The organism is Aeromonas sp. ZOR0001, from assembly GCF_000801015.1.
Lineage (GTDB): Bacteria > Pseudomonadota > Gammaproteobacteria > Enterobacterales > Aeromonadaceae > Aeromonas > Aeromonas veronii.
In genome coordinates this window covers 78,499-101,929 of the sequence record NZ_JRJY01000022.1, presented here as the reverse complement: position 1 = coordinate 101,929, position 23,431 = coordinate 78,499, and the positions used below count along the sequence as shown (strand labels likewise).

20 protein-coding genes and 2 pseudogenes are annotated in these 23,431 nt (G+C 59.1%); 11 read left to right on the top strand and 11 right to left on the bottom strand.

Annotated features, from left to right (window positions below; translation table 11 throughout):
• Positions 1-212: 212 nt before the first annotated feature.
• Positions 213-1,406, top strand: a complete 1,194-nt coding sequence (locus L972_RS02960) for an aromatic amino acid transport family protein (protein ID WP_047435317.1) — start codon at positions 213-215, stop codon at positions 1,404-1,406.
• An 86-nt stretch (positions 1,407-1,492) separates the two neighbouring features.
• Here L972_RS02960 and L972_RS02955 read toward each other — a convergent pair.
• The 3 genes and pseudogenes from L972_RS02955 to L972_RS02945 all read right to left on the bottom strand — a co-directional run.
• Positions 1,493-2,097 (bottom strand): annotated as a pseudogene (locus L972_RS02955) (IS5 family transposase); the annotation flags it as partial.
• A gap of 214 nt (positions 2,098-2,311) precedes the next feature.
• Positions 2,312-2,953 (bottom strand): ADP-ribosylglycohydrolase, encoded by a 642-nt coding sequence (locus L972_RS21715; protein ID WP_231560895.1) that lies wholly within the window; start codon positions 2,951-2,953, stop codon positions 2,312-2,314.
• A 6-nt stretch (positions 2,954-2,959) separates the two neighbouring features.
• Entirely contained in the window at positions 2,960-3,250 is a 291-nt protein-coding gene (locus tag L972_RS02945) for a DUF4258 domain-containing protein (RefSeq protein ID WP_047435314.1), read from the bottom strand.
• Positions 3,251-3,350: 100 nt separating this feature from the next.
• On the opposite strand from L972_RS02945, the gene L972_RS02940 reads away from it, so the two are divergent.
• The gene (locus L972_RS02940; protein WP_047435310.1) at positions 3,351-4,274 is read left to right on the top strand and encodes a WYL domain-containing protein; all 924 of its coding nucleotides are present in this window, start codon (positions 3,351-3,353) and stop codon (positions 4,272-4,274) included.
• A 242-nt stretch (positions 4,275-4,516) separates the two neighbouring features.
• Here the strand turns inward: L972_RS02940 and L972_RS02935 are convergent.
• Positions 4,517-5,035 (bottom strand): annotated as a pseudogene (locus L972_RS02935) (SVAGG family GlyGly-CTERM protein); the annotation flags it as partial.
• 12 nt (positions 5,036-5,047) lie between these two features.
• Positions 5,048-6,094, bottom strand: a complete 1,047-nt coding sequence (locus L972_RS21710) for an integrase arm-type DNA-binding domain-containing protein (RefSeq protein ID WP_231560894.1) — start codon at positions 6,092-6,094, stop codon at positions 5,048-5,050.
• A 188-nt stretch (positions 6,095-6,282) separates the two neighbouring features.
• On the opposite strand from L972_RS21710, the gene sbcB reads away from it, so the two are divergent.
• Positions 6,283-7,698 (top strand): exodeoxyribonuclease I, encoded by a 1,416-nt coding sequence (gene sbcB / locus L972_RS02925; RefSeq protein ID WP_047435305.1) that lies wholly within the window; start codon positions 6,283-6,285, stop codon positions 7,696-7,698.
• 155 nt (positions 7,699-7,853) lie between these two features.
• Positions 7,854-8,354, top strand: a complete 501-nt coding sequence (locus tag L972_RS02920; protein ID WP_005360277.1) for a hypothetical protein — start codon at positions 7,854-7,856, stop codon at positions 8,352-8,354.
• A gap of 78 nt (positions 8,355-8,432) precedes the next feature.
• Here L972_RS02920 and L972_RS02915 read toward each other — a convergent pair whose 3' ends face one another.
• Positions 8,433-10,142 carry a glycoside hydrolase family 36 protein gene (locus L972_RS02915; RefSeq protein WP_047435302.1) on the bottom strand — a complete coding sequence of 570 codons (1,710 nt, stop codon included), beginning with the start codon at positions 10,140-10,142 and terminating at the stop codon, positions 8,433-8,435.
• A 165-nt stretch (positions 10,143-10,307) separates the two neighbouring features.
• Here L972_RS02915 and L972_RS02910 point away from each other — a divergent pair, with 165 nt between their 5' ends.
• From L972_RS02910 to cdd, 3 genes are all read left to right on the top strand, one after another.
• Entirely contained in the window at positions 10,308-10,664 is a 357-nt protein-coding gene (locus L972_RS02910) for a CidA/LrgA family protein (RefSeq protein ID WP_005333279.1), read from the top strand.
• Positions 10,661-11,347 (top strand): LrgB family protein, encoded by a 687-nt coding sequence (locus L972_RS02905; protein WP_005333281.1) that lies wholly within the window; start codon positions 10,661-10,663, stop codon positions 11,345-11,347. The genes L972_RS02910 and L972_RS02905 overlap by 4 nt, the downstream gene beginning before the upstream one ends.
• A 197-nt stretch (positions 11,348-11,544) precedes the next feature.
• Positions 11,545-12,429, top strand: coding sequence for a cytidine deaminase (gene cdd, locus L972_RS02900; RefSeq protein WP_005333283.1), 885 nt, complete (start codon positions 11,545-11,547; stop codon positions 12,427-12,429).
• A 136-nt stretch (positions 12,430-12,565) separates the two neighbouring features.
• Here the strand turns inward: cdd and L972_RS02895 are convergent, their stop codons facing one another.
• Positions 12,566-13,951, bottom strand: a complete 1,386-nt coding sequence (locus tag L972_RS02895) for a tryptophanase (RefSeq protein ID WP_047435296.1) — start codon at positions 13,949-13,951, stop codon at positions 12,566-12,568.
• 466 nt (positions 13,952-14,417) lie between these two features.
• Between L972_RS02895 and L972_RS20515 the strand changes: the two genes are divergently transcribed.
• The 4 genes from L972_RS20515 (at position 14,418) to asd (ending at position 19,039) form a co-directional block, all read left to right on the top strand.
• Positions 14,418-14,582: a DUF2256 domain-containing protein gene (locus tag L972_RS20515; RefSeq protein ID WP_080741246.1), complete on the top strand. Its 165-nt coding sequence runs from the start codon at positions 14,418-14,420 to the stop codon at positions 14,580-14,582.
• Positions 14,582-16,102 (top strand): cryptochrome/photolyase family protein, encoded by a 1,521-nt coding sequence (locus tag L972_RS02890; RefSeq protein ID WP_047435293.1) that lies wholly within the window; start codon positions 14,582-14,584, stop codon positions 16,100-16,102. Before L972_RS20515 ends, L972_RS02890 begins: the two co-directional genes overlap by 1 nt.
• Positions 16,103-16,257: 155 nt before the next feature.
• Positions 16,258-17,565 carry a D-amino acid dehydrogenase gene (locus L972_RS02885; protein ID WP_265176577.1) on the top strand — a complete coding sequence of 436 codons (1,308 nt, stop codon included), beginning with the start codon at positions 16,258-16,260 and terminating at the stop codon, positions 17,563-17,565.
• A gap of 361 nt (positions 17,566-17,926) precedes the next feature.
• Entirely contained in the window at positions 17,927-19,039 is a 1,113-nt protein-coding gene (asd, locus tag L972_RS02880) for an aspartate-semialdehyde dehydrogenase (protein ID WP_033112620.1), read from the top strand.
• 101 nt (positions 19,040-19,140) lie between these two features.
• Here asd and fdhD read toward each other — a convergent pair whose 3' ends face one another.
• The 4 genes from fdhD to L972_RS02860 all read right to left on the bottom strand — a co-directional run.
• Positions 19,141-19,974, bottom strand: coding sequence for a formate dehydrogenase accessory sulfurtransferase FdhD (gene fdhD / locus L972_RS02875; RefSeq protein WP_042082058.1), 834 nt, complete (start codon positions 19,972-19,974; stop codon positions 19,141-19,143).
• A complete protein-coding gene (locus L972_RS02870) occupies positions 19,971-22,103 on the bottom strand; it encodes a sigma 54-interacting transcriptional regulator (RefSeq protein ID WP_047435286.1) in 2,133 nt (710 codons plus the stop codon). The genes fdhD and L972_RS02870 overlap by 4 nt, the downstream gene beginning before the upstream one ends.
• 416 nt (positions 22,104-22,519) lie before the next feature.
• On the bottom strand, positions 22,520-22,918 hold the full coding sequence (locus L972_RS02865) for a hypothetical protein (RefSeq protein ID WP_047435334.1): 399 nt from the start codon (positions 22,916-22,918) through the stop codon (positions 22,520-22,522).
• 96 nt (positions 22,919-23,014) lie between these two features.
• A partial coding sequence (locus L972_RS02860; protein ID WP_047435283.1) for a molybdopterin dinucleotide binding domain-containing protein occupies positions 23,015-23,431 on the bottom strand: 417 nt, incomplete at its 5' end.

Here is a 23,431-nt window from a genome sequence, read left to right as displayed (position 1 = left end):
AAAGGGGTTGTTTCCGCTATTTTGATCCGCTAACGTGGCAACCATCTTTTACAACTGACAGGTTTTAGGTACAGATGTTCCCGTTCCGATATTGCTAGCCTCCGGCCCTATCACCGGAGGCACCTTCTGATAACGCCAATCGGCCCCCTCTTGTTGACGTCACTGCTGACATCGCCTGTTTGCACTGACACCGCTACGTTCGGATGGATAACATGAATACCAAAACTCTGGGTTGTACCCTGTTGATTGCCGGCACCACCATAGGTGCCGGCATGCTGGCCCTGCCGCTGGCCTCCTCCTCCCTCGGCGGCCCCGCCACACTGATGTTGATGGTCGGCCTCTGGGCCCTGATGGCCTTCACCGCCATGCTGCAAGTAGAGGCAAGCCTCAACACCGGCAAGTGGTACCTGCACCAGCTGGCGGATCATCTGCTCGGCCCCTGGGGCAAGCGCATCGCCTCCTTCTGTATCCTGATGCTGTTCTACTCGCTGGCCTCCGCCTACATCAGCGGTGGCAGCAGCCTGCTGGCACAAGCGCTGGCCGATGCAGGCATGACCCTGAGCCAGGAGCAGGCCGCCTGGGCCTTTACCCTGCTGTTTGGCGGCATGGTCTGTGTCGGTACCCGCTCGGTGGATTACCTCAACCGGCTGATGTTCACCGTCAAACTGGTGATCATGGTGGTGGTGCTGGCGTTGCTGCTGCCCCGCACCGAAGGGCAGCATCTGCTCTCAATGCCGCTGGGTCAGGGCCTGTTGCTGGCGGGCCTGCCGGTCATCTTCACCTCGTTTGGCTTTCACGGCTCCATTCCGAGCGTGATGCTCTACCTCGGTGACTGCCCCAAGCAGCTGCGCCGGGTCTTTGTCTGGGGCTCAGCCCTGCCGCTGATCCTCTATGTGCTGTGGCAGGTAGCAATCCTCGGTCTGCTCGGCCAGCAAGCGCTGCTGCAAACCGGTGGTGCGCTGGACAGCCTGCTGGCCAACGTTGGCAAACTGGTGAGCTGGCCTGCGTTTAATCAGGCGATGCACCTGTTTGCCGATCTGGCGCTCGCCACCTCCTTCCTCGGGGTGACGCTGGGACTGTTCGACTTTATGGCCAAGGTGACCCGCCGCAAGGACAACTGGCAGGGCCGCACCCAGACTGGCCTCATCACCTTCGTGCCGCCATTGCTGTTTGCCCTCTACTTCCCGCAGGGCTTTATCATGGCGCTCGGCTACGCAGCCATTGCGCTGGCGATCCTCGCGGTACTGCTGCCGGTGGCGCTGGTGTGGCAGAGCCGCAAACAGGCGCCTGCCCACCACTACCGTGCCCCGGGTGGCGTAGTGGCGCTAGGAGTGGCCGCCGCCATGGGCGTGCTGATTGTTGGCGTACAGATTAGCGTCAGCCTTGGAATGCTGCCTGCACTCTAATCCTTGCCGCGATTCAATGCTCAACTCCAAATAGCAAAAGCCCCGCCAATTTGATTGGTAGGGCTTTTTATTGCGAAAGAAATGCACGCTATCAGCTTATGGCTGGCTTTGCTGTCATAGGCACCATCTGTATAAACACGCCCCAGTTTACGCCGCAGTGGATTGAGCAGAGTCGGCAACACCTCGGTATCATGGACATTTTCCAACGAGACTTGTGCTGCCACGATATTGTGAGTGGCCGGGTCTACCGCCAGATGCAACTTGCGCCACACTCTCCGCTTCTCGGCGCCGTGTTTTTTGACCTTCCACTCGCCTTCGCCAAACACCTTCAGCCCGGTTGAATCGATAACCAGGTCGGTAATGCCTTCCTTTGGGGGCTGTCGATAAGCCACTGTCACCGTGCTTACCTGCTTGCTGGCACCGCTATAGTCCGGCAGACACAGCGGCCGCGAACAAGGAGTAGAGTAGTCCCTGAGTGGCCAGCAGAGTGAGGCTGAAATTCCCCTTGAGCATCAAAGGTGCATATGCTCTTGTCGCTGTAGAGCTGGCTGCGGCCCCGTAGCCCGTGATGGTCTTGGTGAAACCTGTTGTGCATGGCCTCGGTATCAACCAAAAAGGTGAGTGAACCACGACTAATCAAAAACTTGTTGTATTGAGGCCAGTTGGTGATGGGATGAAGCGACGTGTCCATGATGCAGACTTGAAGAAGATGGATCACCAAGTCCTCAGTCAGTTCCATTCAAGCGGTGTCGCTCTGGGAAACAATGTCCGTAATAGAGCCAAGCCAGACCTGTCCAGCTGTTTCATATTTGAAACACCACATGCAGAAGTTCGTGGACATAAACTGCAGAAGTTAATTTTCCTGTTATATTTAAATCACTTGCTGAATAATTCAAACGACCTCACTAGAGTCTTAAACACTCCCCCATGTAGAAAGCACCCACCAGCAGACCATAAACAAGCCGCACCCGCTCATCCCTGCCCAGCAGCACACCGAGTAGCACTTCGCCGCTTGCCAAAGCGTCACCATGCCAGAAGCACCAGAGGGCGGCTTCTACCACATCCAGCCAGCTGGCATGGCCCAGCTGATTGCGTGACTTGCGCCGCCAGCTGCCGCGCACCACAAGGCCGCTATTCGGGGAGCGGGCAGCCAGCGCCCGCTGCTCCATCACGGTTGGCGTGAGTCCATCCAGCTTGGCCTGACGGCTGCCGCGCCCTCCTCGCAGCAATTTGTCGAGTAGCAGCGCCAACAGACGAAACGCATCCTGATCTTCGAAGCTGGCAGCCTCCCCCAGCAAATCGGCAGCACCGGCCATCAGTTGCTCACGCCCCAGATAGATGGGCTGTGACGTGCAATCCAGCCTATGTTGCTCGACATGGATAGCCAATGCCGTCACCACCGCCAGTGGTGAAGTCTCACCCTGTTGGTGAAACGCGTCTTTGGCAAGCAGAGCGGTCAGCTCCCTACCTCGCTCGGCTGACAGCAGGCAATAGATCCCCTTGATCAGGGGTATGGCCGCCTGACCTGATAACAGACTTGAGTTCATAGCGCCTCAGTGACGATCGCGTTTGAAGTGAGTGGTTTTATGACCGACGGAGACAATCTCGCCGTTTTGCAGGACCAGATAGTGACGGCGCAGACGCTGGCAGCATTCCGCTGGCAATCCGTACTCGGCTTGCAGCATCGTCACGCCTTTGCGATCGAGATAAACCAGTTCGCGCCCCTGGTGATAAGAAGAACGTCCGATGTTCAGCAGCAGCTCTACCAACTCGGGAGCAATACCGCGCTGCTGCATCCGGCACGCGGCGTGATGGCTGTAAGCACTATCCAGCTTCCCGTTCATGACATGCTCCTTTGGCGCTCATTTCGATGGACCCATTATATGTAGCCTGTATACTCATGCCGACACTGGTTACATAAACATGTCGCATTTTGGAGCACGTATGGCACCCAAAGAGCTCACCTGGGATCAAACCCTGCGCTTTCGTCTGTTGGAGATCGTCTTGCAGTGGGAGGGACGGCTGACTACCAATCATTTGATGACCGCCTTCAATATCGGTCGCCAACAGGCGTCGCGGGATATCAACCACTACCTGACCCACTACTCACCAGAGGGGCTGGTCTATGACAGAAGCCTGAAGGGATACAAACCCACAGAGCACTTTGTCCCGCGCTTTAGTGAGGGAAAAGTGGATGAGTACCTGATGCTGCTACACCGTGAAAAGCAGCACCAGCGCCAACATGAAGCGGGCCTGTTAACGCTGCCGCTGATGGATTTGCGCTACGGCCATATCGAGATCCTGGATGTGCCGAACCGCCATATCGACCCCAAGATTGTGCGGGGTTTGGTGCAGGCGGCGCGCGGCCAACTGCGGGTCGATGTCGATTACGTATCCCTCAGTTCAGAGGAGCAGAGTGGCCGCAATATCGTGCCTCACACTCTGGTCTATGACGGGATCCGCTGGCACGTACGTGCCTACTGCGAGAAGAAAGGGGAATATCTGGATTTTGTGATGAGTCGTTTTCGGGGCGAACCGGATCTGCTGGATGCCTCTCCTCACGGCCGGGAGCAGGATCTGGAGTGGAACACCCAGGTGACTGCGGTAGTCGTTCCCAATCCTGGGCTCAGTGAAGGACAACAGGCCATCATTGCCAGAGACTATGCGATGACAGGGAACCAGCTGTTGATCAGCCAACGGATCCCCTTGGTGCATTACGCACTGGAACGGATGCAAGTGAGCTATAACGGAGAACATCAACAACATCCCCTGCTCTACCCGCTGGTGCTGGCAAATCGGGAGGAGCTCATCCAGCAAGGGTGTACCTTCAAGCTCAAGAGTGCAGACCTACAAATACGACCAAGTTAACCCTGCGCCATGATGTCCGACTTCTCCGCACATCCGGCAAAGAGAGATAGAAATAAGAAAGGCTCCCGACATGGTGGGAGCCTTGACTGTAATAAATCGTTTAATCGGAATTCGTGTTTTGGGGACGCCCGTAATTATTCTCGGCAACACTCATAACATCTGGGTGCTTTGGCGACCTACCATGCCAACGCAGCTTGACCACCTTGCCATAATGATGAAAAAAGGTATTGGTACAAGGCTTATCAACACATTTTAAGCCGGCGAACCAACCCGCAGATAACCAAAGTCAGCAATGAGATCGGTCCTGTCGAACCACCGCCACCGTTGTCACCACCATCGTTGCGACCATCATCAGTGTTGGCACCTTGCACAGTGATAACGATTGGCTGGGTAATCACATTACCGCCAGTACCGCTACGCAGGCCGAGGGTAAAGCTCTTGGCACCGACGAACGCCAGGTCACGCGCTGTCACGCGCACTGTGTAGGTCGGGTTGCCCGTAGCATCCAGAGCAGTCTGTCCAGTCGTCGGGTCAAAGCGCACCAGTTGCGAGATACCATCGTTGTAGTGCTGGCCCACAACCGCGCTGCCAGACTCGCTATACAGCTCTACAGAGAGACGCTTACCGGCAGCATCAGTGCCAGAGGCAGTGATGGTAACATCGATGTACGGCTTCGCATTAGTCAGGGTAGTGCTGTCTACTTTCATTGTGAAAGTGCGATCAGCAACGTCTGCACTCGGCATGACGCCTGCACCAGTGCCTTTTGTCCATCCCTAGCAAGCGCGGAGGTTGCCATCAGGCATCGTCAACAGGCGAGCGGCATCAGGGCTGTCAGGGTTGTTGTAGAAGTTTTGGAGTAAATACCTCTCGCTTGGACCGTAAGGGTAAATATCCCCTTGCTCAATGGCAGAAGGACTGCCACCGAACATGTTGTTCTTGGTCAGATCACCGTAACCACACATCAGACGACCAGCCCAGATGCATCCTTGGTCGCAGAATCCTTCTGCACCTTTACGGTTGTAAAGATCTTCTGCGCCGAACAGGTGGAATGCTTCATGTGCGTAGGTATCAGGGGTGGTGTCATAACGGCTCACCCAGAAGTCAGGGCCAGCAGAAGCCATCCCATCAAACTTGCCATCTGGGCCGCCCTTTGTGGTGATCCACATATCGGCACCAGAGCTGTGCACAGCAAAAGTCAGGTCTTGAATGTCTTGCTCGTTGTTGCAAATGCCATCCCAGAGTGGTGGTGCTTTGATGCCAAAATTAGGTCCATAAGAGTCACGGACAGCTATGACTTTTTCATAGAGAAGCACGGTTGCAGGACCGTAATCGCTTTTGCAAGTCGGATTTAGGACGGGACAAATCTTATCAAACCACTCCAGCCAGCTCGAAAACGGGATCTGTTCCACCGGAATACCAATAAACAGAGGTTCGAAATAGCGCTGCATGGTATGCTCATAGAGCATGACCGTACGAGGCCGCAGCTTGGGCAAATGGTGCTCACGAAAATGCTCGCAGCACTGTTTCAGGGTGACATCATGCTTCTGGTGGAGTTTATCCCAGAAAACTCTGGGATGTTCATTACGTTCAAGAGCGCCACGGATAGCAGGGATCAACGCCCTGGCATCAGCGAGTTTAAGGTCGGGATAGCGTCCAATTTTGAGTCTCGCTGCTTTTCCTTGCCAGCGATAGCGATATTGCCACGAGATGGTGCCTCGCTCGGTGACCCGAGCTGACAGTCCATCACGGTCTGACAATTCCGTCTTGCCAAAGTAGGGCTTACCATAGAGGGCCCGTAGCTTCGTATCAGTAAGTGGCATATGACTCTCCTGTGACTGGTCATCTGATTTTTCACTGACACATTAACGCGTCCTAACGTGTACACAGATATGTACCAAACTGGTCTGAAACGGACTGAATCAAGATCGGACAAAGTGAGACAATCTGAGATAACACTCCGTATAACGACTTGTTTTTCAAGCATATAGACACAATTCAGAACCACGAAATGAACCAGCAGACAAATCCTACCTTCTATTTCCACGACTACGAGACCTTCGGCATCAGCCCCGCCAAGGACAGGCCGTCGCAGTTTGCCGGTATTCGTACCGATGCGGATTTCAACCTCATTGGCGAGCCGCTGGTCATCTATTGCAAGCCTCCGGCAGACTACCTGCCGGATCCGGAGGCGTGCCTTATCACCGGTATCACGCCACAAAAGGCGATGAAGGATGGGCTGTGCGAGGCGGATTTCATTCGCCAGATCCACGAGCAGTTCGCCACTCCGAATACCTGTGTGCTGGGCTACAACAGCATCCGCTTCGATGATGAAGTGACCCGCTACACCCTCTATCGCAACTTCTATGACCCCTATGCCTACAGCTGGCAGAACGGTAACTCACGCTGGGACATCCTCGACATGCTGCGGGCCTGCTACGCCCTGCGCCCGGAGGGGATCGAGTGGGCCTTTGATGATGAAGGCAAACCGAGTTTCCGGCTGGAGAAGCTGACGGTCGCCAACGGCGTCGCCCATGCCAATGCCCACGATGCGCTGTCAGACGTGCTGGCCACCATCGAGATGGCCAAGCTGGTGAAAAAGGCCCAGCCCAAGCTGTTCGGGTACCTGTTTGACCTTCGTAACAAGAACAAGGTGAAGACCCTCATCGACGTGGTGACTATGAAACCGCTGGTACACGTCTCCGGTATGTTCTCCCCGTGGCAGGGGTGTGCAAGCTGGGTCTCACCGCTCGCCTGGCACCCCACCAACCAGAACGCGGTGATCATGGTCGACCTGACCCGCGACCTCACCCCGCTCATTGAACTCTCCAGCGAGGAGATCCGCGAGCGCCTCTATACCAAAAAAGAGGAGCTGGGGGATCTGGCCGGCATTCCGGTCAAACTGGTACACATCAACAAGTGCCCGGTGCTGGCACCGGCCGCCACCCTGACGGCGGAGCGCGCCGACGAGCTCGGCATCGATCGGGAGCAGTGCCGCAAGAACCTGGATCTGCTGCGCGCGCACCCCGAGGTGCGGGAAAAACTGGTGGAAGTGTTCAATCAGGAGTTCGCCGGCAGCAATGAGAGCGACCCCGATACCCAGCTCTACGCCGGATTCTTTGGCCATGGCGACAAGTCCACCATGGATCTGGTGCGTGCCACCCCCGCGGATCTGCTGGGTGAGCGGGAGTTCGCTTTTACCGACTCCCGGCTGCCGGAGATGCTGTTTCGCTACCGCGCCCGCAACTGGCCGCACACCTTGAGCGAAGCGGAGCAGAAACGCTGGCGCCTGCACTGCAGCGACTACTTCAGCCGCCGTCTGCCGGACTATGTGCCCCGTCTCGAGGCGCTGGCCGAGCAGAACCAGAGTAACGAACGGAACTTTGCGATTCTTAAGAGTCTCTACCACTATCTGGAAGATTTATGAGTTGTGAGTAGTTTCACAATAAATCCTTCCCGCCCGTCCCCTTCTTCAGGTCATAATGACGAAGGGGATCTCCCCAAAAACCAATATCTTGCAACATCCTGAGCGGATGTCTCACAAGCAAGAGATCTCTTTGGCCGAACGGAAGCCATTTGCTGATGCCTCGTCACCACGCACTGCTCGGATTACTGGCCCTGCTGCCGCTGGCAGCCAACGCCGCATACCGGTTCGATGTACCGGATTATCTTGCTCGCCTGCCCGAGCAGACCTATCGCATCGTAGAACAGAACTTCAACACCCTTTATCAGCAGACTGATTTCACTCCTCTGATCACCAACAGCTACTTCAACGGTTCCCATCTCTACAAGTTTGTCGGGGTACCGCTGGCCATCAGCGCCCAGTCAGGTTTCCAGCTGGAGGTGTTTGGTCAGGTCTATAACCGCGCTTCGCAAGCCTATATGCACTTGAGCGAGGATATGTCCCTCTATCGGGTGATGCGGGTCGATCTGATGGGGAACCCCAATGATCAGTTGGCCATCGGTTTTGGTCTGGGGGTGCCCATCACCCCGTTGCTGACCCTCAAGGCGATCGCCTCCGGCAGTGATATCCCGGGCTATGGCTCAGCCAAATACGCCGTCGGCTTTGAGTGGCGTTACTGAAAAACGTGACTGATAACTGCTGATTGAAACAATTCAGGCTCCGTGATGGAGCCTGAATTGTTTATGGTGAGGTTGTGATCAGGCGTAGCGGATCACCCGCCCTTCGCCCTCTTGCAGGGTGACAGCCGTACCGACTGCCTGCCCATGCCAAAAATCAGTTCCCCCTTCTGGCAGCAGAAACTCCTGTGGTTGCCCCTCCCAGTTGAACAGACAGAGCAAAGTGCCGCCCTCGGGCAGGCTTACTTCACCACAGGCAAAGTCCATCGACTCGAAACGGGCAGAGGGTGCCCGGGCCGTACAGAGCTCAAGCAGCTTGCGCAGGTGCGCCGCCTGCTCCTCATCGAGATCTTGCAGTCGATCACCGGCCAGCATCATGCCACCGCTCGCCACCAGCGCCGCCAGATGGAAGTTGTATTCAGCCTGGCTCGCCTGCTGGGTCGGTAGATCCCGCAGACAAATGCAGTCGGGGTCGAGGGCCCAGAGCTTGTCATTCTGCCAGGCACGGCAGAAGGCTTCACGGGCGATCTGGCGATAGCGGTGGCCATTGCGCTCCACATCGTCACTCACCCGCATGCCGTGCACCAGCCCAAGGCTTGGCCAGATGGGGGCGTTGCAACCGAGCAGGAAAGCACCATCGCCAGCACCACGCAGGATGGCGGCCATGCCGCGCCGATAGGCCTCAACCCGAGTGGCGGCCGGATCGTGGAAACGACCACCGTGGATGGCGCCCCAGAAGTTGGCATCGAGCTTGAAATAGTGGATGCCCCACTGCTCGCGCAGGGTACGGAACACCCGCTCGAGGTGCGCTTGCACCTCGGGGTGGGTACCGTCCAGCACATACCAGGGAGTACAACGCCAACCGCCATAGGTGACCCGCTCGGAGGGGAGCGGCAGGCCGTCATCCCCTTTCACAAACCACTCGGGATGATCCTGAAACACCTGTGAACCGGGCTCTGCAATAAAGGGTGCGACCCAGAGGGCAGGCTCGCAGCCAGCCTGTTTGATCTCCGCAGCCAGTGAGGCTACACCTTGCTCGAACTTGGCCGACGGAGTGAGCCAGTCGCCCATCTTGGCCTGATAGCCGTCGTCGATCTGCACATAACGCAGGGCCGGGAAACGCTCGGCACGCACCTGCAGGTTCTCGCGAATATCGGCAGCGCTCACCTCGGCGTAGTAGTGATACCAGGAGCACCAGCCGCTCGGGCGCTCACTCACCTTGCTGATCAGCGAGCCATGTTCGACCTCGATCAGCCGTGCCAGCTCGGCCAGCAGATCCTCGCGCTCCGCTCCTTCGAGGCAGATCAGCGCCTCGCTCTGCCAGTGCTCACCGGCCGCGAGCTCCCGCCCTTCGCAATTCATCAGGATCTGCAAGCGACCATCGGGATAGAGGCGAAACTCCCCGCCAAAACGGTGGCAGCTGGCAAAGGCGAGCAGCAGCCACCCCTTGCCATGCTCCACCAGCAACAGGTTGTGAATGGTGTGATAGCCATTGTCATCAGTGATGCGATAAACGCTGGCATCGGGACAACGGCCGACATATTGCGGTGATTGCCAGCTACCCATGGTCTGGGCCAGCATCTGGAATCCTTCGCCATAGATGGCGCTCTCCACCGGCAGGCCAAGCTTGCCGTCAAAAAGCACCCAGCGCTCAACCGGGGTGGCATCAGAACCTGTGTTGTCGAGTCGCACCCGGCACAGAGGCCCATCCCACTGACGGGTTTGCAGCAGATGGGGTGGCAACGCATTATCATTCGCCAGCTGGCGAACTCGGGACAAGAGGGATGTCATCACTACTCCTTGTAGTTCGAAAAAGGGTTCTATCAGACGATGTTCAACAGATAATCTGCATACAAATCAGCTTCAAACGAACTGATTTCAGTTGTTATTGTTTTAATGCCGCGACCCGGCCTCTCTGGTAAACTGCGATTTTTCTTCCCAGTCGATGAGGTTCACGTGATCGCGCAACGCGCCTTGCTGTACTTTCGTGACTTTATGGTCATCGTCGCCTGCCTGCTGGCAGGCAAATCCGTGGCAGCCATCCTGCCGTTCGCCTTTCCCGGCAGCATCATCGGTATGCTGCTGCTGTTTGTGCTGCTCTCCCTGCAACTGATCAAGCTGCACTGGGTCGAGCTGGGCGCTGGCTTGCTGCTGCGCCACATGGGCGTGCTGTTCGTGCCGGTCGCTGTCGGGCTGGTGGCCTGGCTTGAGCCCCTGCGCCAATCCTTCGGCGTCATCATGCTCTGCATCGTGCTCGGGATCGTGCTGATCCTCGCCACCGTCGGTCGGCTCTACCAGAGGATGAACAAATGATCTTCTGGCTAGCGATCCCTCTGACCCTGGCGCTCTATTTCGCCACCCGCGCCCTCTATCGCCGCCTGCCCTGGCCCATCATCAACCCTGTGCTGGTGCCGACCGCGGTGATCATCGGCCTGCTGCTCTGGTTTGATCTGCCCCTTGAGCAGTACGAGCGCGGCAGCAGCCCCATTACCATGCTGCTGGAGCCCGCAGTAGTGGCGCTGGCGCTGCCGCTCTATCAGCAGGCGCGCCAGATCCAGGCCAAGCTCAAGCCCATCCTAATCTGTACCCTCGCCTCCGTCTTGATCTCGGTGTGCACAACCCTGCTAATCGGTCACTTTATGGGCACAGATCCGGCACTACTTGCTTCGCTTGCCACCAAATCGATTACCACCCCGCTCGCCATGAGCGTCAGCCAGTCCATCGGCGGCATTCCCGCCATCGCGGCCGCCGTGGTGGTGGTGGTGGGGATTGTCGGTGCCCTGATCGGCTATCCACTGCTCAAACTGCTCAAAGTGACCGATCCGGAAGCGCAAGGGCTCGCCATGGGGGCCTGTGCCCACGCCATCGGCACGGCTACCTCCGCCGAGAAGGGGATCACCCAGGGGGCCTTTGCATCGCTCGCCATGGTGGTGTGCGGGATCCTCACCGCTGCCGTCGCCCCGCTGCTGTTTGCCATCTATCACTGGCTGATCTGATCACCCCATTGACCACCTGTTGACCATTCCGGGGGGCCTGCTGGCCTCTCGGTGTGCGACCTGCCGCACAATTTGCACAAGACAAACGTTTCCATTACCATCCCCCTCCGTTTGCCCATCAGGGCGTGAGCCTGCTCACACATTTACCCGAGCTTGCTCCCTACAATGGCCGCCCAATTGGCCTTTGAGGACACACTATGCATCCCCGTTTTGCCAAGCCATTCGATACCCTCTCTGCCCCGCTCAAAGCAGCCGTGCAGCCCATGCTGGATAGTGCCGACTTCAACGCCCGCTTCACGCCGGAGCAAGTCGCCACCCTGAAAGCCGCCACAGGTCTCGATGATCGCGCCCTGCGCCTCGCCCTGTTGCCGCTGGCAGCCGCCTGCTCGGTGGCGCCCATCTCCAAGTTTTATGTCGGTGCCATAGCCTGCGGCCTGAGTGGCACCTGGTACTTCGGTGCCAACATGGAGTTTGCAGGGCAAGGTCTGTTCCACTCGGTTCACGCCGAGCAGTCCGCCATCTCCAACGCCTGGCTGGGTGGCGAGACCGGGATCTCTGAAATCACCGTCAACTACACCCCTTGCGGCCACTGCCGTCAGTTTATGAACGAGCTGAGCACCGCCAAGATCCTGAAAGTCTCTCTGCCGGATGACCTGAGCGCCCTGCAATCCTTCCTGCCCCACTCGTTTGGCCCGGCGGATCTCGACATCACAGATGCGCTGATGAGCCCGCAGGATCACGCAGAGCTTGAGCTTCAAAGCGAAGATCCGCTGTGGCAAGCCGCGCTGGCCGCCGCCCGTCAAAGCTACGCCCCCTACAGTCAGGGCTATGCCGCGGTGGCGCTGCAGTTTGCCGATGGCCGCATCTTCTCTGGCCGCTACGCCGAGAACGCCGCCTTCAACCCCAGCCTGCCACCGATGCAGATGGCCTGCGCCCATGCAGTGCTTAATGGCGAAGATCTCGCCACCATCCGCCGCGCCGTACTGCTGGAGAACAAAAACGGCCAGATCAGCCAGCGTGACTCCGCCCAGTCCACTCTCAAGGCGCTGGGCTCCGTCGAGCTGGAGTATCAGGCGGTCTGACGACCCGGCTTTGCTTAGATAAACGAAAGCCCCCGCACCTTGGTGCAGGGGCTTTTTTACTTGGCCGTTTAACCGGAAGCGGCCAGTGATCTTCACAGCTTGGCGCGGTTGATCACCCAGTCTGACCGGTTGCTGATCAGACAGGTTTCAGCCGCGCAGTGAAGTGGCGCAGCAGCGGCGGCTCGTAGTCAAAGGTGAGCCCGCGAATGTCGCTGGCCCGCGCTTTCACCGCGATCAGGCAGTCGGCCACATAGTCCATGTGATCCCGGGTGTAGACCCGGCGCGGAATGGTCAGACGCAGCAGCTCGAAGTCTGCCGCCTCCTGCTTGCCTGTGGCGGGATCACGCCCCAGCAATAGGGAGCCAATCTCCACCCCGCGCACGCCCCCTTCCAGATAGAGCTCGCAGGCGAGCGCATGGGCCGGGAACTGCTCGGCCGGAATATGGGGCAGCAGCTTTTTGGCATCCACAAACACCGCATGACCGCCGGTGGGGGTCTGGATGGGGATGCCCGCCTCGGCCAGCCGCTCACCCAGATAAGCCACCTGACTGATGCGGTAGGTGAGATACTCCTCATCCATCCCCTCGCGCAGGCCGATGGCAAGCGCCGCCATATCCCGCCCGGCAAGGCCGCCATAGGTGACAAACCCCTCCATCGCCACGCAGCGCACCTGCACGGCGCGAAACAGGTCGAGATCCTCTTTAAAACAACACAACCCGCCGATATTGACCAGTCCGTCTTTTTTGGCCGACATGGTGAAGATGTCCCCCAGTGCGAACATCTGGCGCACTATCTCCTTGATGCTGCGCTTGGCATAGGCCGGATCCCGCGCCTTGATAAACCAGGCGTTTTCGGCAAAGCGGGCGGCATCGATCACCACCGGAATATGGTGACGACGGGCCAGCTCGGTGACCGCCTCCATATTGGCCATGGAGACCGGCTGACCACCGGCGCTGTTGCAGGTGACCGTGATGATGATGCCGGCCACGTTGTCGGCCCCCAGGGTCTCGATGGTGTCGGTCAGGCGAGGAAGATCAAAATCCCCCTTCCAGGCATAAGGGGCCGTGGTGTCGAGAGCTTTCGGGGTGAGCAGGTTGATGGCCCGCGCGCCAGCCAACTCCACATGGGCCTTGGTGGTGTCGAAGTGGTAGTTGGAGATAAAGACAGGCGCCTTGCCCTTGCAGCGCTTGACCAGCTCGGGGAAGAGGATCTGCTCCGCCCCGCGCCCCTGGTGGGTGGGCATCACATGCTGGTAGCCAAAGATCTCGCGCACCGTGCGCTCCAGCTCGACGAAGTTGCGACTGCCCGCATAGGCCTCATCCCCCATCATGATGCCGGCCCACTGGCGGTCGGACATGGCGCCTGTGCCACTGTCGGTCAGCAGATCGATATAGACATCCTCGGCCAGCAGCAGGAAGGGGTTCCAGCCAGCAGCCTCGAGGGCGGCGCGGCGCTCGGAGCCAGTGGTCTGTTTGATGGGCTCGACCATCTTGATACGAAACGGCTCGGGTATACGACGCATAAAAGACTCCTCACCGGCGCGGGGCCAGTGTGTTTGAAATTGGAATTAGAATTGGCAAAGAGGCCGGGGCGATCAGGGTCGTCCGGCTGACAAATTCAAACGGCGGGTGCCGCCAATCAGCGGTGAGGAAAGTCGAAGGTGAGAATGGGATCCCGGGTATACCAGTGGGCGAGCAGGCAAGCTGCCCGGGGCGTAGCTGTCATGATTGGCATCACTCCCCTCCATATCGGTTGTAGACAGTCGGTGGCCAACAAGATCCATTGATGGATGCTGCCAACAGGCAACCTCGCCACGTTAACGGCTGGTTAATTTGCAAACAAGGGGTGCACCGACGGGCTGTGCGCCCGCTCACAAAGTGGGCGTCTGCGCGGCAAACCGGCAGTGAGGTTGATCCGCCCGCGCCCCCGGTTCGTTATTCTCCCTACCTACACGCCACATCCCCCATCAGCCAGGGCCGGAAGCCATCATGCATCGCAAACCCCATCTGCCCGAGAAGATCTGCCCCGTCTGCCAGCGCCCCTTCAGCTGGCGGCGCAAGTGGGCGCGCAGCTGGGAGGAGGTTCGCTACTGCAGCGAGCGCTGTCGCCACGCTCGTCACCGCAGCCAGCAACCTGAGGGGGAGCGAGTCTGATGGAGCTGCGCCTGATTCTCGGCGATCAGCTGAACGCCGCTCACAGCTGGTTTCGCACCCCGGATCCGGCAATCTGCTACCTGATGGCGGAGCTGCGCCAGGAGACCGACTACTGCCGCCACCATCGCCAGAAGGTGCTGGCCTTCTTTGCCGCCATGCGCGCCTTCGCGGCAGCACTCACCCAAGCGGGCCACCGCGTCTGTTACCTGACCCTTGATGAGAGCGCCCGCTGGCCCGATTTGCCCAGCCTACTGGCAGCCCAAATCGCGGCGCATCAGGCCAGCAGCTTTGCCTGGCAGAGCCCGGACGAGTGGCGCCTCGCCAGCCAGTTGAAAAGCTGGGCGGCGGCCCTAGCCATCCCTGCTACCGAAGTGGAGAGCGAACATTTTCTCACCCCCCGCGATGGCTGGCAGCGCTATCCCCACAGCCGGATGGAGTTCTTCTACCGCTCCTTGCGAAAGCAATACCAAGTGCTGCTCGATGAGCACGGCCAACCCCTTGGCGGGCGCTGGAATTTTGATGACGAGAACCGCGCCAAGCTGCCGGAGCGTCAACCGATCCCGGAACCTCTCACCTTTGCCAACGAGGTGAGCGAGATTGATGCCATGCTGACCCGCCACGGGGTCAGCACCATAGGCGAGGCAGATGCAAGCAGGCAGCCCTGGCCCATCACAAGGCGCCAGAGTCGCGAGCTGCTGGCCCATTTTCTCACCCACTGCCTGCCTCACTTTGGCCGCTATCAGGATGCCCTGAGCGAGCGGGGCTGGAGTCTGTTTCACAGCCGCCTGTCGTTTTCCCTCAACAGCAAGATGCTTAATCCGCTTGAGGTGATCCGCGCCGCCGAGACCCACTGGCAGGCCAATCAGGCCACCATCACGCTGGCGCAGGTGGAGGGGTTTATTCGCCAGATCCTCGGCTGGCGCGAGTTTGTCCGTGCCCTCTACTGGGACAAGATGCCCGACTACCAGCAGACCAATTTTCTCGGGGCCAACCGGCCGCTGCCCGGTTTCTTCTGGAACGGCGAAACCAGGATGGCCTGCGTGCGTCACGCCATTCGCCAGTCTCTTGAGCACGGTTACGCCCACCATATCCAGCGGCTGATGGTGACCGGCAACTTTGCCCTGCTGGCGGGGATCGATCCTGACGAGGTGGATCAGTGGTATCTCGGCATCTATGTGGATGCCATCGAGTGGGTGGAGCTGCCCAACACCCGCGGCATGAGCCAGTTTGCCGATGGCGGCCTGATGGGCAGCAAGCCCTACGCCAGCAGCGGCGCCTATCTCGAGCGGATGGGCCACTATTGCAAGGGGTGCCACTATCAGGTCAAAGCCCGCAGCGGCGACGGAAGTTGCCCCTTCAACAGCCTCTACTGGCACTTTCTTTGGCGCAATCGGGACAAACTTGGCAGCAATCCTCGCCTCGCCCTCCCCTATGCCAACTGGGATGGCCAAGCCGCAGAACAACAGCAGGCCATTCTGGCAACGGCGGAGCACTACCTGATCAAGCTGGAGCAGTTGTAAGCGGGCCATGTTCCCTGACACATGCCCTGACAACAGTGCAGCGATTTACGCTGGCAATCAGGCTCACCATCGCACCAAACACCAGCTTGTGACAGGCAAGCAGACAGAGATCCCAATCCTGCGCAGAGCGGTTGAATATCCTGTGGCGGCTGATTATGGTGGTGGCCACATCAGGAGATCAGTCAAGGAAAGACGATATGGAGATAGTGGTTCTCGGTGGTGGCGTGATTGGGGTAACCAGCGCCTGGTATCTGGCCAAAGCGGGTCACAAGGTGACCCTGCTGGAGCGGCAGAGTGGCGTCGCCCTTGAAACCAGCCATGCCAACGCCGGGCAGATATCACCGGGTTATGCGGCCCCCTGGGCGGCCCCCGGCATTCCCCTCAAGGCCGCCAAGTGGATGCTGCAAAAGCATGCCCCCTTCACCGTGCGCCCCACCGCCGACCCCTTCCAGCTTCGCTGGATGCTCAGAATGCTCGCCAACTGCACCCCGACCGCCTATGCCACCAACAAGGGGCGCATGGTGCGTCTGGCCGAATACAGCCGCGACTGCATGAAGCTGCTGCGCGACGAGCTGAACATCGATTACGAAGGGCGCCAACTCGGCACCCTGCAGCTGTTTCGCAGCCAATCCCAGCTCGATGCCAGTCAGCGCGACATCGAGGTACTGGAGGAGTATGGCGTCCCCTACCAGTCGCTCGATGCCAGCGGCTGCGAAGCGGCAGAGCCTGCGCTGGCGCGGGTGCGCGGCAAAATCGTCGGCGGCCTGCGTCTGCCCGGCGACGAGACCGGCGACTGCTTCCGCTTCACCAAGGCCCTGGCCCTTGAAGCCGAGAAGCTCGGGGTCAAATTCGTCTTCAACTGCGACATCGACGAGATTGAGCAAGCCCGCGGCCGCGCCGTGGCGGTGCGGGCGGGCGAGCAGCGCTATCGCGCCGATGCCATCGTCTGTGCGCTTGGCAGTTATGCCACCGGTTTTCTGCGGCCGTTGCTGCGCCCGCTCGGGCTGGAGCTGCCTGTCTATCCGGTCAAGGGCTACTCCCTCACCCTGCCGATGATCAATGCCGAGGCCGCGCCGCGCAGTACCGTGCTCGATGAAACCTACAAGGTGGCCATCACCCGCTTTGACGAGCGGATCCGGGTCGGCGGCATGGCGGAGCTGTCGGGCTACAACCTCGCCTTGAATCCGAGACGCCACGACACTCTGGCCATGGTGGTCGGCGATCTCTTCCCCGCAGGGGGCGATATCAGCAAGGCCGAGTTCTGGACCGGCCTGCGTCCCATGACGCCGGACGGCACCCCGCTGGTGGGGCCAAGCCCCATTCCCGGCCTCTGGCTCAATACCGGCCACGGCACATTGGGCTGGACCATGGCGGCCGGTTCGGGTCAGCTGTTGTGCGATCTCATCAGCGGCAGCGAACCCGCCATCAGCGATGAGGGGCTCACTTTGGCCCGTTACGGCTAAGCGCCCAAGCTGTCGGGCTGTTTCACTCGCCAACTACGCCCTCAGACAACAGCAGAGGACGTTCTCAACCGCTTTATTGACAGGCCACCGCCAAAAACGGTGGCCTTTTCGTCTGATATTGACCTTCTCCCTCCCCGTCTGCCTGAGCGGTGCGCTGGCTGCCGGTTAATGCAGCAAACGGCACAGAATATTGCGCAATTCGACTTGCGCAAGCCGCCACAATCCGTAATGTGGATAGACGCATTTTTCGCAGCGCATATTTTTTAAATGGCCTGTAAACCGCTTGTAAACAGGCGTCGCCAGACAAGGGGTTACGGGTGTCACCGCGAGTTTCTTTAGCAGCAATCCAGGGTAGGACAATATGAAAAAAGTAGGTTTGGTCGGTTGGCGTGGCATGGTGGGATCGGTTCTGATGAGCCGGATGCAGGAAGAGCAGGATTTCGCCCATATTCAACCCACATTCTTCACCACCTCCCAGGCCGGTGAGGCCGCTCCCAACTTCGGCGTCGATGCCGGTACTCTGCAGGATGCCTTCGATATCGCGGCGCTAGCCAAGCAGGATATCATCATCACCGCGCAAGGCGGCGACTACACCAAGGATGTCTATCCGCGCCTGAAAGCCGCTGGCTGGCAGGGTTACTGGATTGATGCCGCCTCCTCCCTGCGGATGGAGAAAGATGCCGTCATCATTCTCGATCCGGTCAACGGCGACGTCATCGAGCAGGCCCTCAACGATGGCATCAAGACCTTCGTCGGCGGCAACTGCACCGTCAGCCTGATGCTGCTGGCCCTCGGCGGCCTGTTCAAGGCCGATCTGGTGGAGTGGGTAAGCGTAGCCACCTATCAAGCCGCCTCCGGTGGCGGTGCCCGTCATATGCGCGAGCTGGTGACCCAGATGGGGATGCTGCGCGACGAAGTGGCGGTCGAGCTGGCAGACCCTGCCTCCGCCATCCTCGACATCGAGCGCAAGATCACCGAGAAGACCCGCTCCGGCACCCTGCCGGTGGACAACTTCGGCGTGCCGCTGGCCGGTGGCCTTATCCCCTGGATCGATACCAAGCTCGACAACGGCCAGAGCCGTGAAGAGTGGAAGGGTCAGGCCGAGACCAACAAGATTTTGGGTATCGAGAACGCCGTCATTCCGGTGGATGGTCTGTGCGTGCGGATAGGCGCCCTGCGCTGCCACAGCCAGGCCTTCACCATCAAGCTGAAAAAGGATGTGCCGCTGGCGGAGATCGAAGCGCTGCTGGCAGCCCACAACGACTGGGTGAAAGTGATCCCCAACGATCGCGACATCACAGCCCGCGAGCTGACCCCGGCTGCCGTCACCGGCACCCTCAGCATTCCGGTGGGCCGTCTGCGCAAACTCAATATGGGCCCTGAGTATCTGGCTGCCTTTACCGTGGGTGACCAGCTGCTGTGGGGCGCCGCCGAGCCGCTGCGCCGCATGCTGCGTATCCTGCTGGCGCGCTAAGCCGCCACAGCAGCAGATACAACAAGGGCGGGGAGTCACACTCCCCGCCCTTTTTCATTGCCTGTTTTTATGACCCGTTTAACGGGTTCACGGCCTTGCCATTACTTGAGCAGGATTCGCTGGCAGCCGCTATAGATCTCGGCCCGTCCGGGGCGGCAAAAGCCCACCAGCGTCAGGCCAGTCTGCTCAGCCCGCTCGACCGCAAGCTCGGTGGCAGCGGAGATGGCGAGCAGGATCTCGACCCCAGCGCTGGCGCACTTTTGCACCATCTCGAAGCTGGCGCGGCTGGTCACCAGAATGGCGCCGTCACGGCGACCGCTGCGTTGCAGATGACCCACCAGCTTGTCCAGCGCAATATGGCGCCCCACATCCTCACGGATGGCGAGAATATTGCCCTCATCATCCAGATGCACAGCCGCATGGGTGGCGCCGGTGCGCTGACCCAGCAGCTGGAGCGGGCGCAGCGCGGTCAATACCTTGTCGATATGCCCTACCGCCAGACGCTGGCTGTCGGGCAAGCTTGGCTGGCAGCGGATCACCTGCTCCAGACTCTCGCTGCCACAGATGCCGCAACCGGTGCGCCCCGCCAGGGTGCGCCGCTTCTCTTTAAGGCGATGGACACAGCGGTTGGCCAGGGTGATATGCAGCTCAATCCCCTGACAGCCCTCAATCTGCTCGATGTCATGGATATCGAGCAGGCTGTCGATGATCCCCTCGGATAGCGAAAAGCCGATGGCGAAATCCTCCAGATCGGATGCCGAGCACATCATCACGCTGTGGGCGATGCCGTTATAGACCAGCGCCACCGGCGTCTCAGAGGGGAGCGCCATTTCGCTGTCGCAGGTCAGCGCATCGGCGCGGTAGTGCACCACCTCGCGGTGGATAGCGCAGCGGGCCAGTTCGTTCTGCGCCTCAAGCTCTATGGCCTCTCTCATGGTGCGACCCCATCGATGATCTCGGGATCTCTGGCTGAGATGCCGAGCCGCTTCATTTTCGAAAGCAAGGTGGTGCGCTTCATACCGAGGCGGTTGGCCGCCCCCCGCTCGCCAGCGACGATGCCGTTGCAGTCACGCAGGGCGGCGATGATCGCCTCGCGTTCATCGGTCGGCCCCTCCTCGGCAAAGAGCTGCGTGGCGGGCTCGTCATACACCAGGGTCTCAATCTTGTGATAACCCTTGAGGGGCATCAGCTCATCGGGCGATAAGTTGAGCACATGGCCGCGGGTCATCACCACGGCGCGCTCGATGACGTTCTCCAGCTCGCGGATATTGCCGTACCAGGGGAGCGACACCAGCATTTTCATGGCATCGGCGGGGATCGAGGTGATGGTGCGGCGCATCCGCTTGGCGATCTTCTTGATAAAGAAATTGACCAGCAGCGGAATATCCTCGCGGCGCTCGCGCAGCGGCGGCAGTTCGATGGGAAAGACGTTGAGGCGGTAGTAGAGATCGCTTCTGAAACGCTTGTTCTTGACCATGGAGAGCAGATCGCAGTTGGTGGCGGCCACCAGCCGCACATCCACCGCGATGGGGTTGCTGTTGCCCACTCGTTCCAGCTCGTGCTCCTGCAATACCCTCAAGAGTTTGGGCTGCAAGTCCAGCGGCATATCCCCCACTTCGTCGAGGAACAGGGTGCCCTTGTGGGCCCGCTCGAAGCGGCCGATACGCTGGGTCAGGGCACCGGTAAAGGCCCCCTTCTCGTGGCCAAAGAGATCGCTTTCGATAAGGCCGGTGGGAATGGCGGCGCAGTTCACCTTCACCATCTCGTGGTCGTGGCGGGCACTCAGGGCGTGAATGGCCTGGGCGATCAGCTCCTTGCCGGTTCCGGTCTCGCCGAGGATCAGCACGGTACTGTCGCTCTCGGCCACCAGCCGCACCTTCTCCAGCACGCTCTCCATCACCGCGCTCTGGTAGATGATGTGGGGGAACTCCCCCTGCATCTGCGGCTCGTTGATGCGAATGGTCTTCTCGCGGGCCCCCGTGGTGTTGGAGATCTCCTGCTGGGCCTGCACGTTATTCATGGCTATGGCGGTGCGCGCCGCCACCTGCTCCAGCAAGGAGATATCGATATCGGCAAAGAAGTCGGCGTTGGGATGCGAGAGGATCAACACCCCCAGCAGGTTGCCCCGATAGCGCAGCGGCAAAATGCAGGAGCTGTCAGCCTCGGGGGGCAGGATCTGGGAGGTAAAGCGGCAGCGATTGCTGCAGCCGTGGCCGTGTTCGCGATAGACGAAAAACGGCTCGCTGTGGCCAAGGGCCCCCTGCAGGCACTTCTTTTCAAAACAGGAGTGATCGATGATGCCCGGCTGCTCGCTCTGGTGCTGATTGACCAGATAGCTCTTGAAGCTGTCGGAGGTGGCGTTGTACTCCGCCAGACACAAGCTGCTGATGCCAAAGTGGTGATGCAGGATGGCAAACAGGCTCTTGGGCAGCTCGGCAATGCGCACCAGTTTGATCACTGCATTGGTCACATCCACCAGAATTTTGCAGCTGTCGCGCTCAAGGCGCAGGGAGTTGGCCTGCTCCAGAGTGCGCTCCTTGTCGAGCACGTTCTCCAGCGCAATGGCGATAATGGCCGCCAGCTGAGTCAGCTTGGCGAGTGTCTCCATGGTGAAGCTGTCGAGCTGGGTGTTGATAAACTCGACTCCGCCAAGGTGGCTGCGGGCGGTGGTGATGGGGAGCTGGCAGTAGGAGCGCAGCCCCCCGTAGACCCCTTCGCGATCCAGCGCCGGGCAGTGATTCTCAAAGCGGGCGGCAGCGAGAATGATAGCCTGTTCCGGGGTCTCTTTGGTAGGACGGGGGGAGAGGTGCAGCTCTGCCTTGGGGCAGACCAGATGCTTTGGGCCGGAATGTCCCATGAAGTAGAAGATGGCCTCCTCGTCCGCACCCATGTTGAGGATCAGGTTGACCCGGGTTACGCCGCCGAAGCTGGCATCTATCTTGTTGAGTTTGTGGATAAAGTCATCGAGCGTCACGGCCGACAGGAGGGATTTGGAGAGCAGGAGGAAACCGTCGTCCCAGATGGGAGAGATCTCGTCCAGGGGGATGGCACTCACATTTAGCATTGCGGCCTCACGTTATATCGATTTAGTCACCAGTCAGGCTGTCCATGCCATCGCATCACGACAAGCACCCGTCACCAAAATAAATAGCTGCAACCCGTAAAAGCGGCTGCCAATAAGAAAAACGGTGACGAAAATTGTCGCATGTTGCAATTCCAGAGTTGTTATTAACGAACGACAACAAAAAGTAACATCGTTATCGGGGGATATATTGGAATGGCGACTCATCATAGATGAGCTCAAATTTCATTACAATCCGATTTAATATATCTGATGGCCATATTTAACCGGTTATTTCATCAGTTCTTGATCTCAATTAAGGCGCCCGAAAAGTGGGCCGCCGTCAACTGTCAGATCTGCCTCTCCTCTTCGCTGGCTGCGAGATTCAAGATGGCGTTTGCAACCCATCCATCGGCAGTTTATGAGGTGATGATCCGGCGGTGGCAGCACTTCAGGCCACCGAAGATAAAGAGGGCCGACAGGCTCTGGAAGGCCATCAGCAGCCAGCTGGCGTTGTCGGCAAGCTCGGCGGTGACGCTCTGGTGCGTGAGGCAGACCAGCAGGGTGATCACCCCCAGCAGCAGGCCGTTGATCAAGGTGGTGGAGATAAACCCGATCAGCCAGGCACTGGAAATACTCAAGGCAGAAAATACGCTGCTCATGGCGAGCCGTGCCGCCATAAAACAGCCGAAAAAACCGAAGCCGAGCAGAAATATCATCTCGTCGCGCCAAATATAGCAACCTATTCCCAGCAATATCGCCGCCAGATAGGTGCCAATATAGAAAAGTCCGAATAAGCGACCAATTTCATGTTGCATCATTTACTCCCCTTTCTTTGGGTAATAAAAGGGTGCCCGACTCGATAAATCCGAGTCGGGTTCCCTTATTTGTGCAGAACCTCTTTTTTAGGGCGATCAGCCTTTGGCTGCGCTGCGCAATTTCGCCTTGAGCGCGCTGTATTCAGTCTGGACGTACACTTCCGCCTCAGGCTGATTGTCGATGCGCTCGATCTTCACCGCACAGTACTTGTACTCCGGCGTGTGGGAGACGGGATCGACGTGCTCGATGGTGAGCTCGTTGCAGGCCCCGATCCACCACTGGTAGGTCATGTAGACCACCCCGGCGTTGACCCGGTCGTTGTAGTTGGCCCGGGTGATCACCTTGCCACGGCGCGACGAGATCCAGACCAGCGCCTGATCCTTCACCCCCAGCTTCTTGGCATCGCTCGGGTGGATCTGCACATAGCCGGGCTCATCGGCCAGGGTCTGCAGCGCCGAGCAGTTGCCGGTCATGGAGCGGCAGGAGTAGTGACCCACCTCGCGCACGGTGGA

What these genes read in the sequence shown, in the direction of transcription:
- fdhD (WP_042082058.1), bottom strand. Translation starts at nt 19,974, where the DNA reads ATGAGAGAGGCCATAGAGCTTGAGGCGCAGAACGAACTGGCCCGCTGC.
- L972_RS02890 (WP_047435293.1), top strand. Translation starts at nt 14,582, where the DNA reads ATGGAGCTGCGCCTGATTCTCGGCGATCAGCTGAACGCCGCTCACAGC.
- L972_RS02870 (WP_047435286.1), bottom strand. Translation starts at nt 22,103, where the DNA reads ATGCTAAATGTGAGTGCCATCCCCCTGGACGAGATCTCTCCCATCTGG.
- L972_RS02905 (WP_005333281.1), top strand. Translation starts at nt 10,661, where the DNA reads ATGATCTTCTGGCTAGCGATCCCTCTGACCCTGGCGCTCTATTTCGCC.
- L972_RS20515 (WP_080741246.1), top strand. Translation starts at nt 14,418, where the DNA reads ATGCATCGCAAACCCCATCTGCCCGAGAAGATCTGCCCCGTCTGCCAG.
- cdd (WP_005333283.1), top strand. Translation starts at nt 11,545, where the DNA reads ATGCATCCCCGTTTTGCCAAGCCATTCGATACCCTCTCTGCCCCGCTC.
- L972_RS21715 (WP_231560895.1), bottom strand. Translation starts at nt 2,953, where the DNA reads ATGAACTCAAGTCTGTTATCAGGTCAGGCGGCCATACCCCTGATCAAG.
- L972_RS02915 (WP_047435302.1), bottom strand. Translation starts at nt 10,142, where the DNA reads ATGACATCCCTCTTGTCCCGAGTTCGCCAGCTGGCGAATGATAATGCG.
- asd (WP_033112620.1), top strand. Translation starts at nt 17,927, where the DNA reads ATGAAAAAAGTAGGTTTGGTCGGTTGGCGTGGCATGGTGGGATCGGTT.
- sbcB (WP_047435305.1), top strand. Translation starts at nt 6,283, where the DNA reads ATGAACCAGCAGACAAATCCTACCTTCTATTTCCACGACTACGAGACC.
- L972_RS02895 (WP_047435296.1), bottom strand. Translation starts at nt 13,951, where the DNA reads ATGCGTCGTATACCCGAGCCGTTTCGTATCAAGATGGTCGAGCCCATC.
- L972_RS02960 (WP_047435317.1), top strand. Translation starts at nt 213, where the DNA reads ATGAATACCAAAACTCTGGGTTGTACCCTGTTGATTGCCGGCACCACC.
- L972_RS02920 (WP_005360277.1), top strand. Translation starts at nt 7,854, where the DNA reads ATGCCTCGTCACCACGCACTGCTCGGATTACTGGCCCTGCTGCCGCTG.
- L972_RS02945 (WP_047435314.1), bottom strand. Translation starts at nt 3,250, where the DNA reads ATGAACGGGAAGCTGGATAGTGCTTACAGCCATCACGCCGCGTGCCGG.
- L972_RS02885 (WP_265176577.1), top strand. Translation starts at nt 16,258, where the DNA reads ATGGTGGTGGCCACATCAGGAGATCAGTCAAGGAAAGACGATATGGAG.
- L972_RS02940 (WP_047435310.1), top strand. Translation starts at nt 3,351, where the DNA reads ATGGCACCCAAAGAGCTCACCTGGGATCAAACCCTGCGCTTTCGTCTG.
- L972_RS21710 (WP_231560894.1), bottom strand. Translation starts at nt 6,094, where the DNA reads ATGCCACTTACTGATACGAAGCTACGGGCCCTCTATGGTAAGCCCTAC.
- L972_RS02865 (WP_047435334.1), bottom strand. Translation starts at nt 22,918, where the DNA reads ATGCAACATGAAATTGGTCGCTTATTCGGACTTTTCTATATTGGCACC.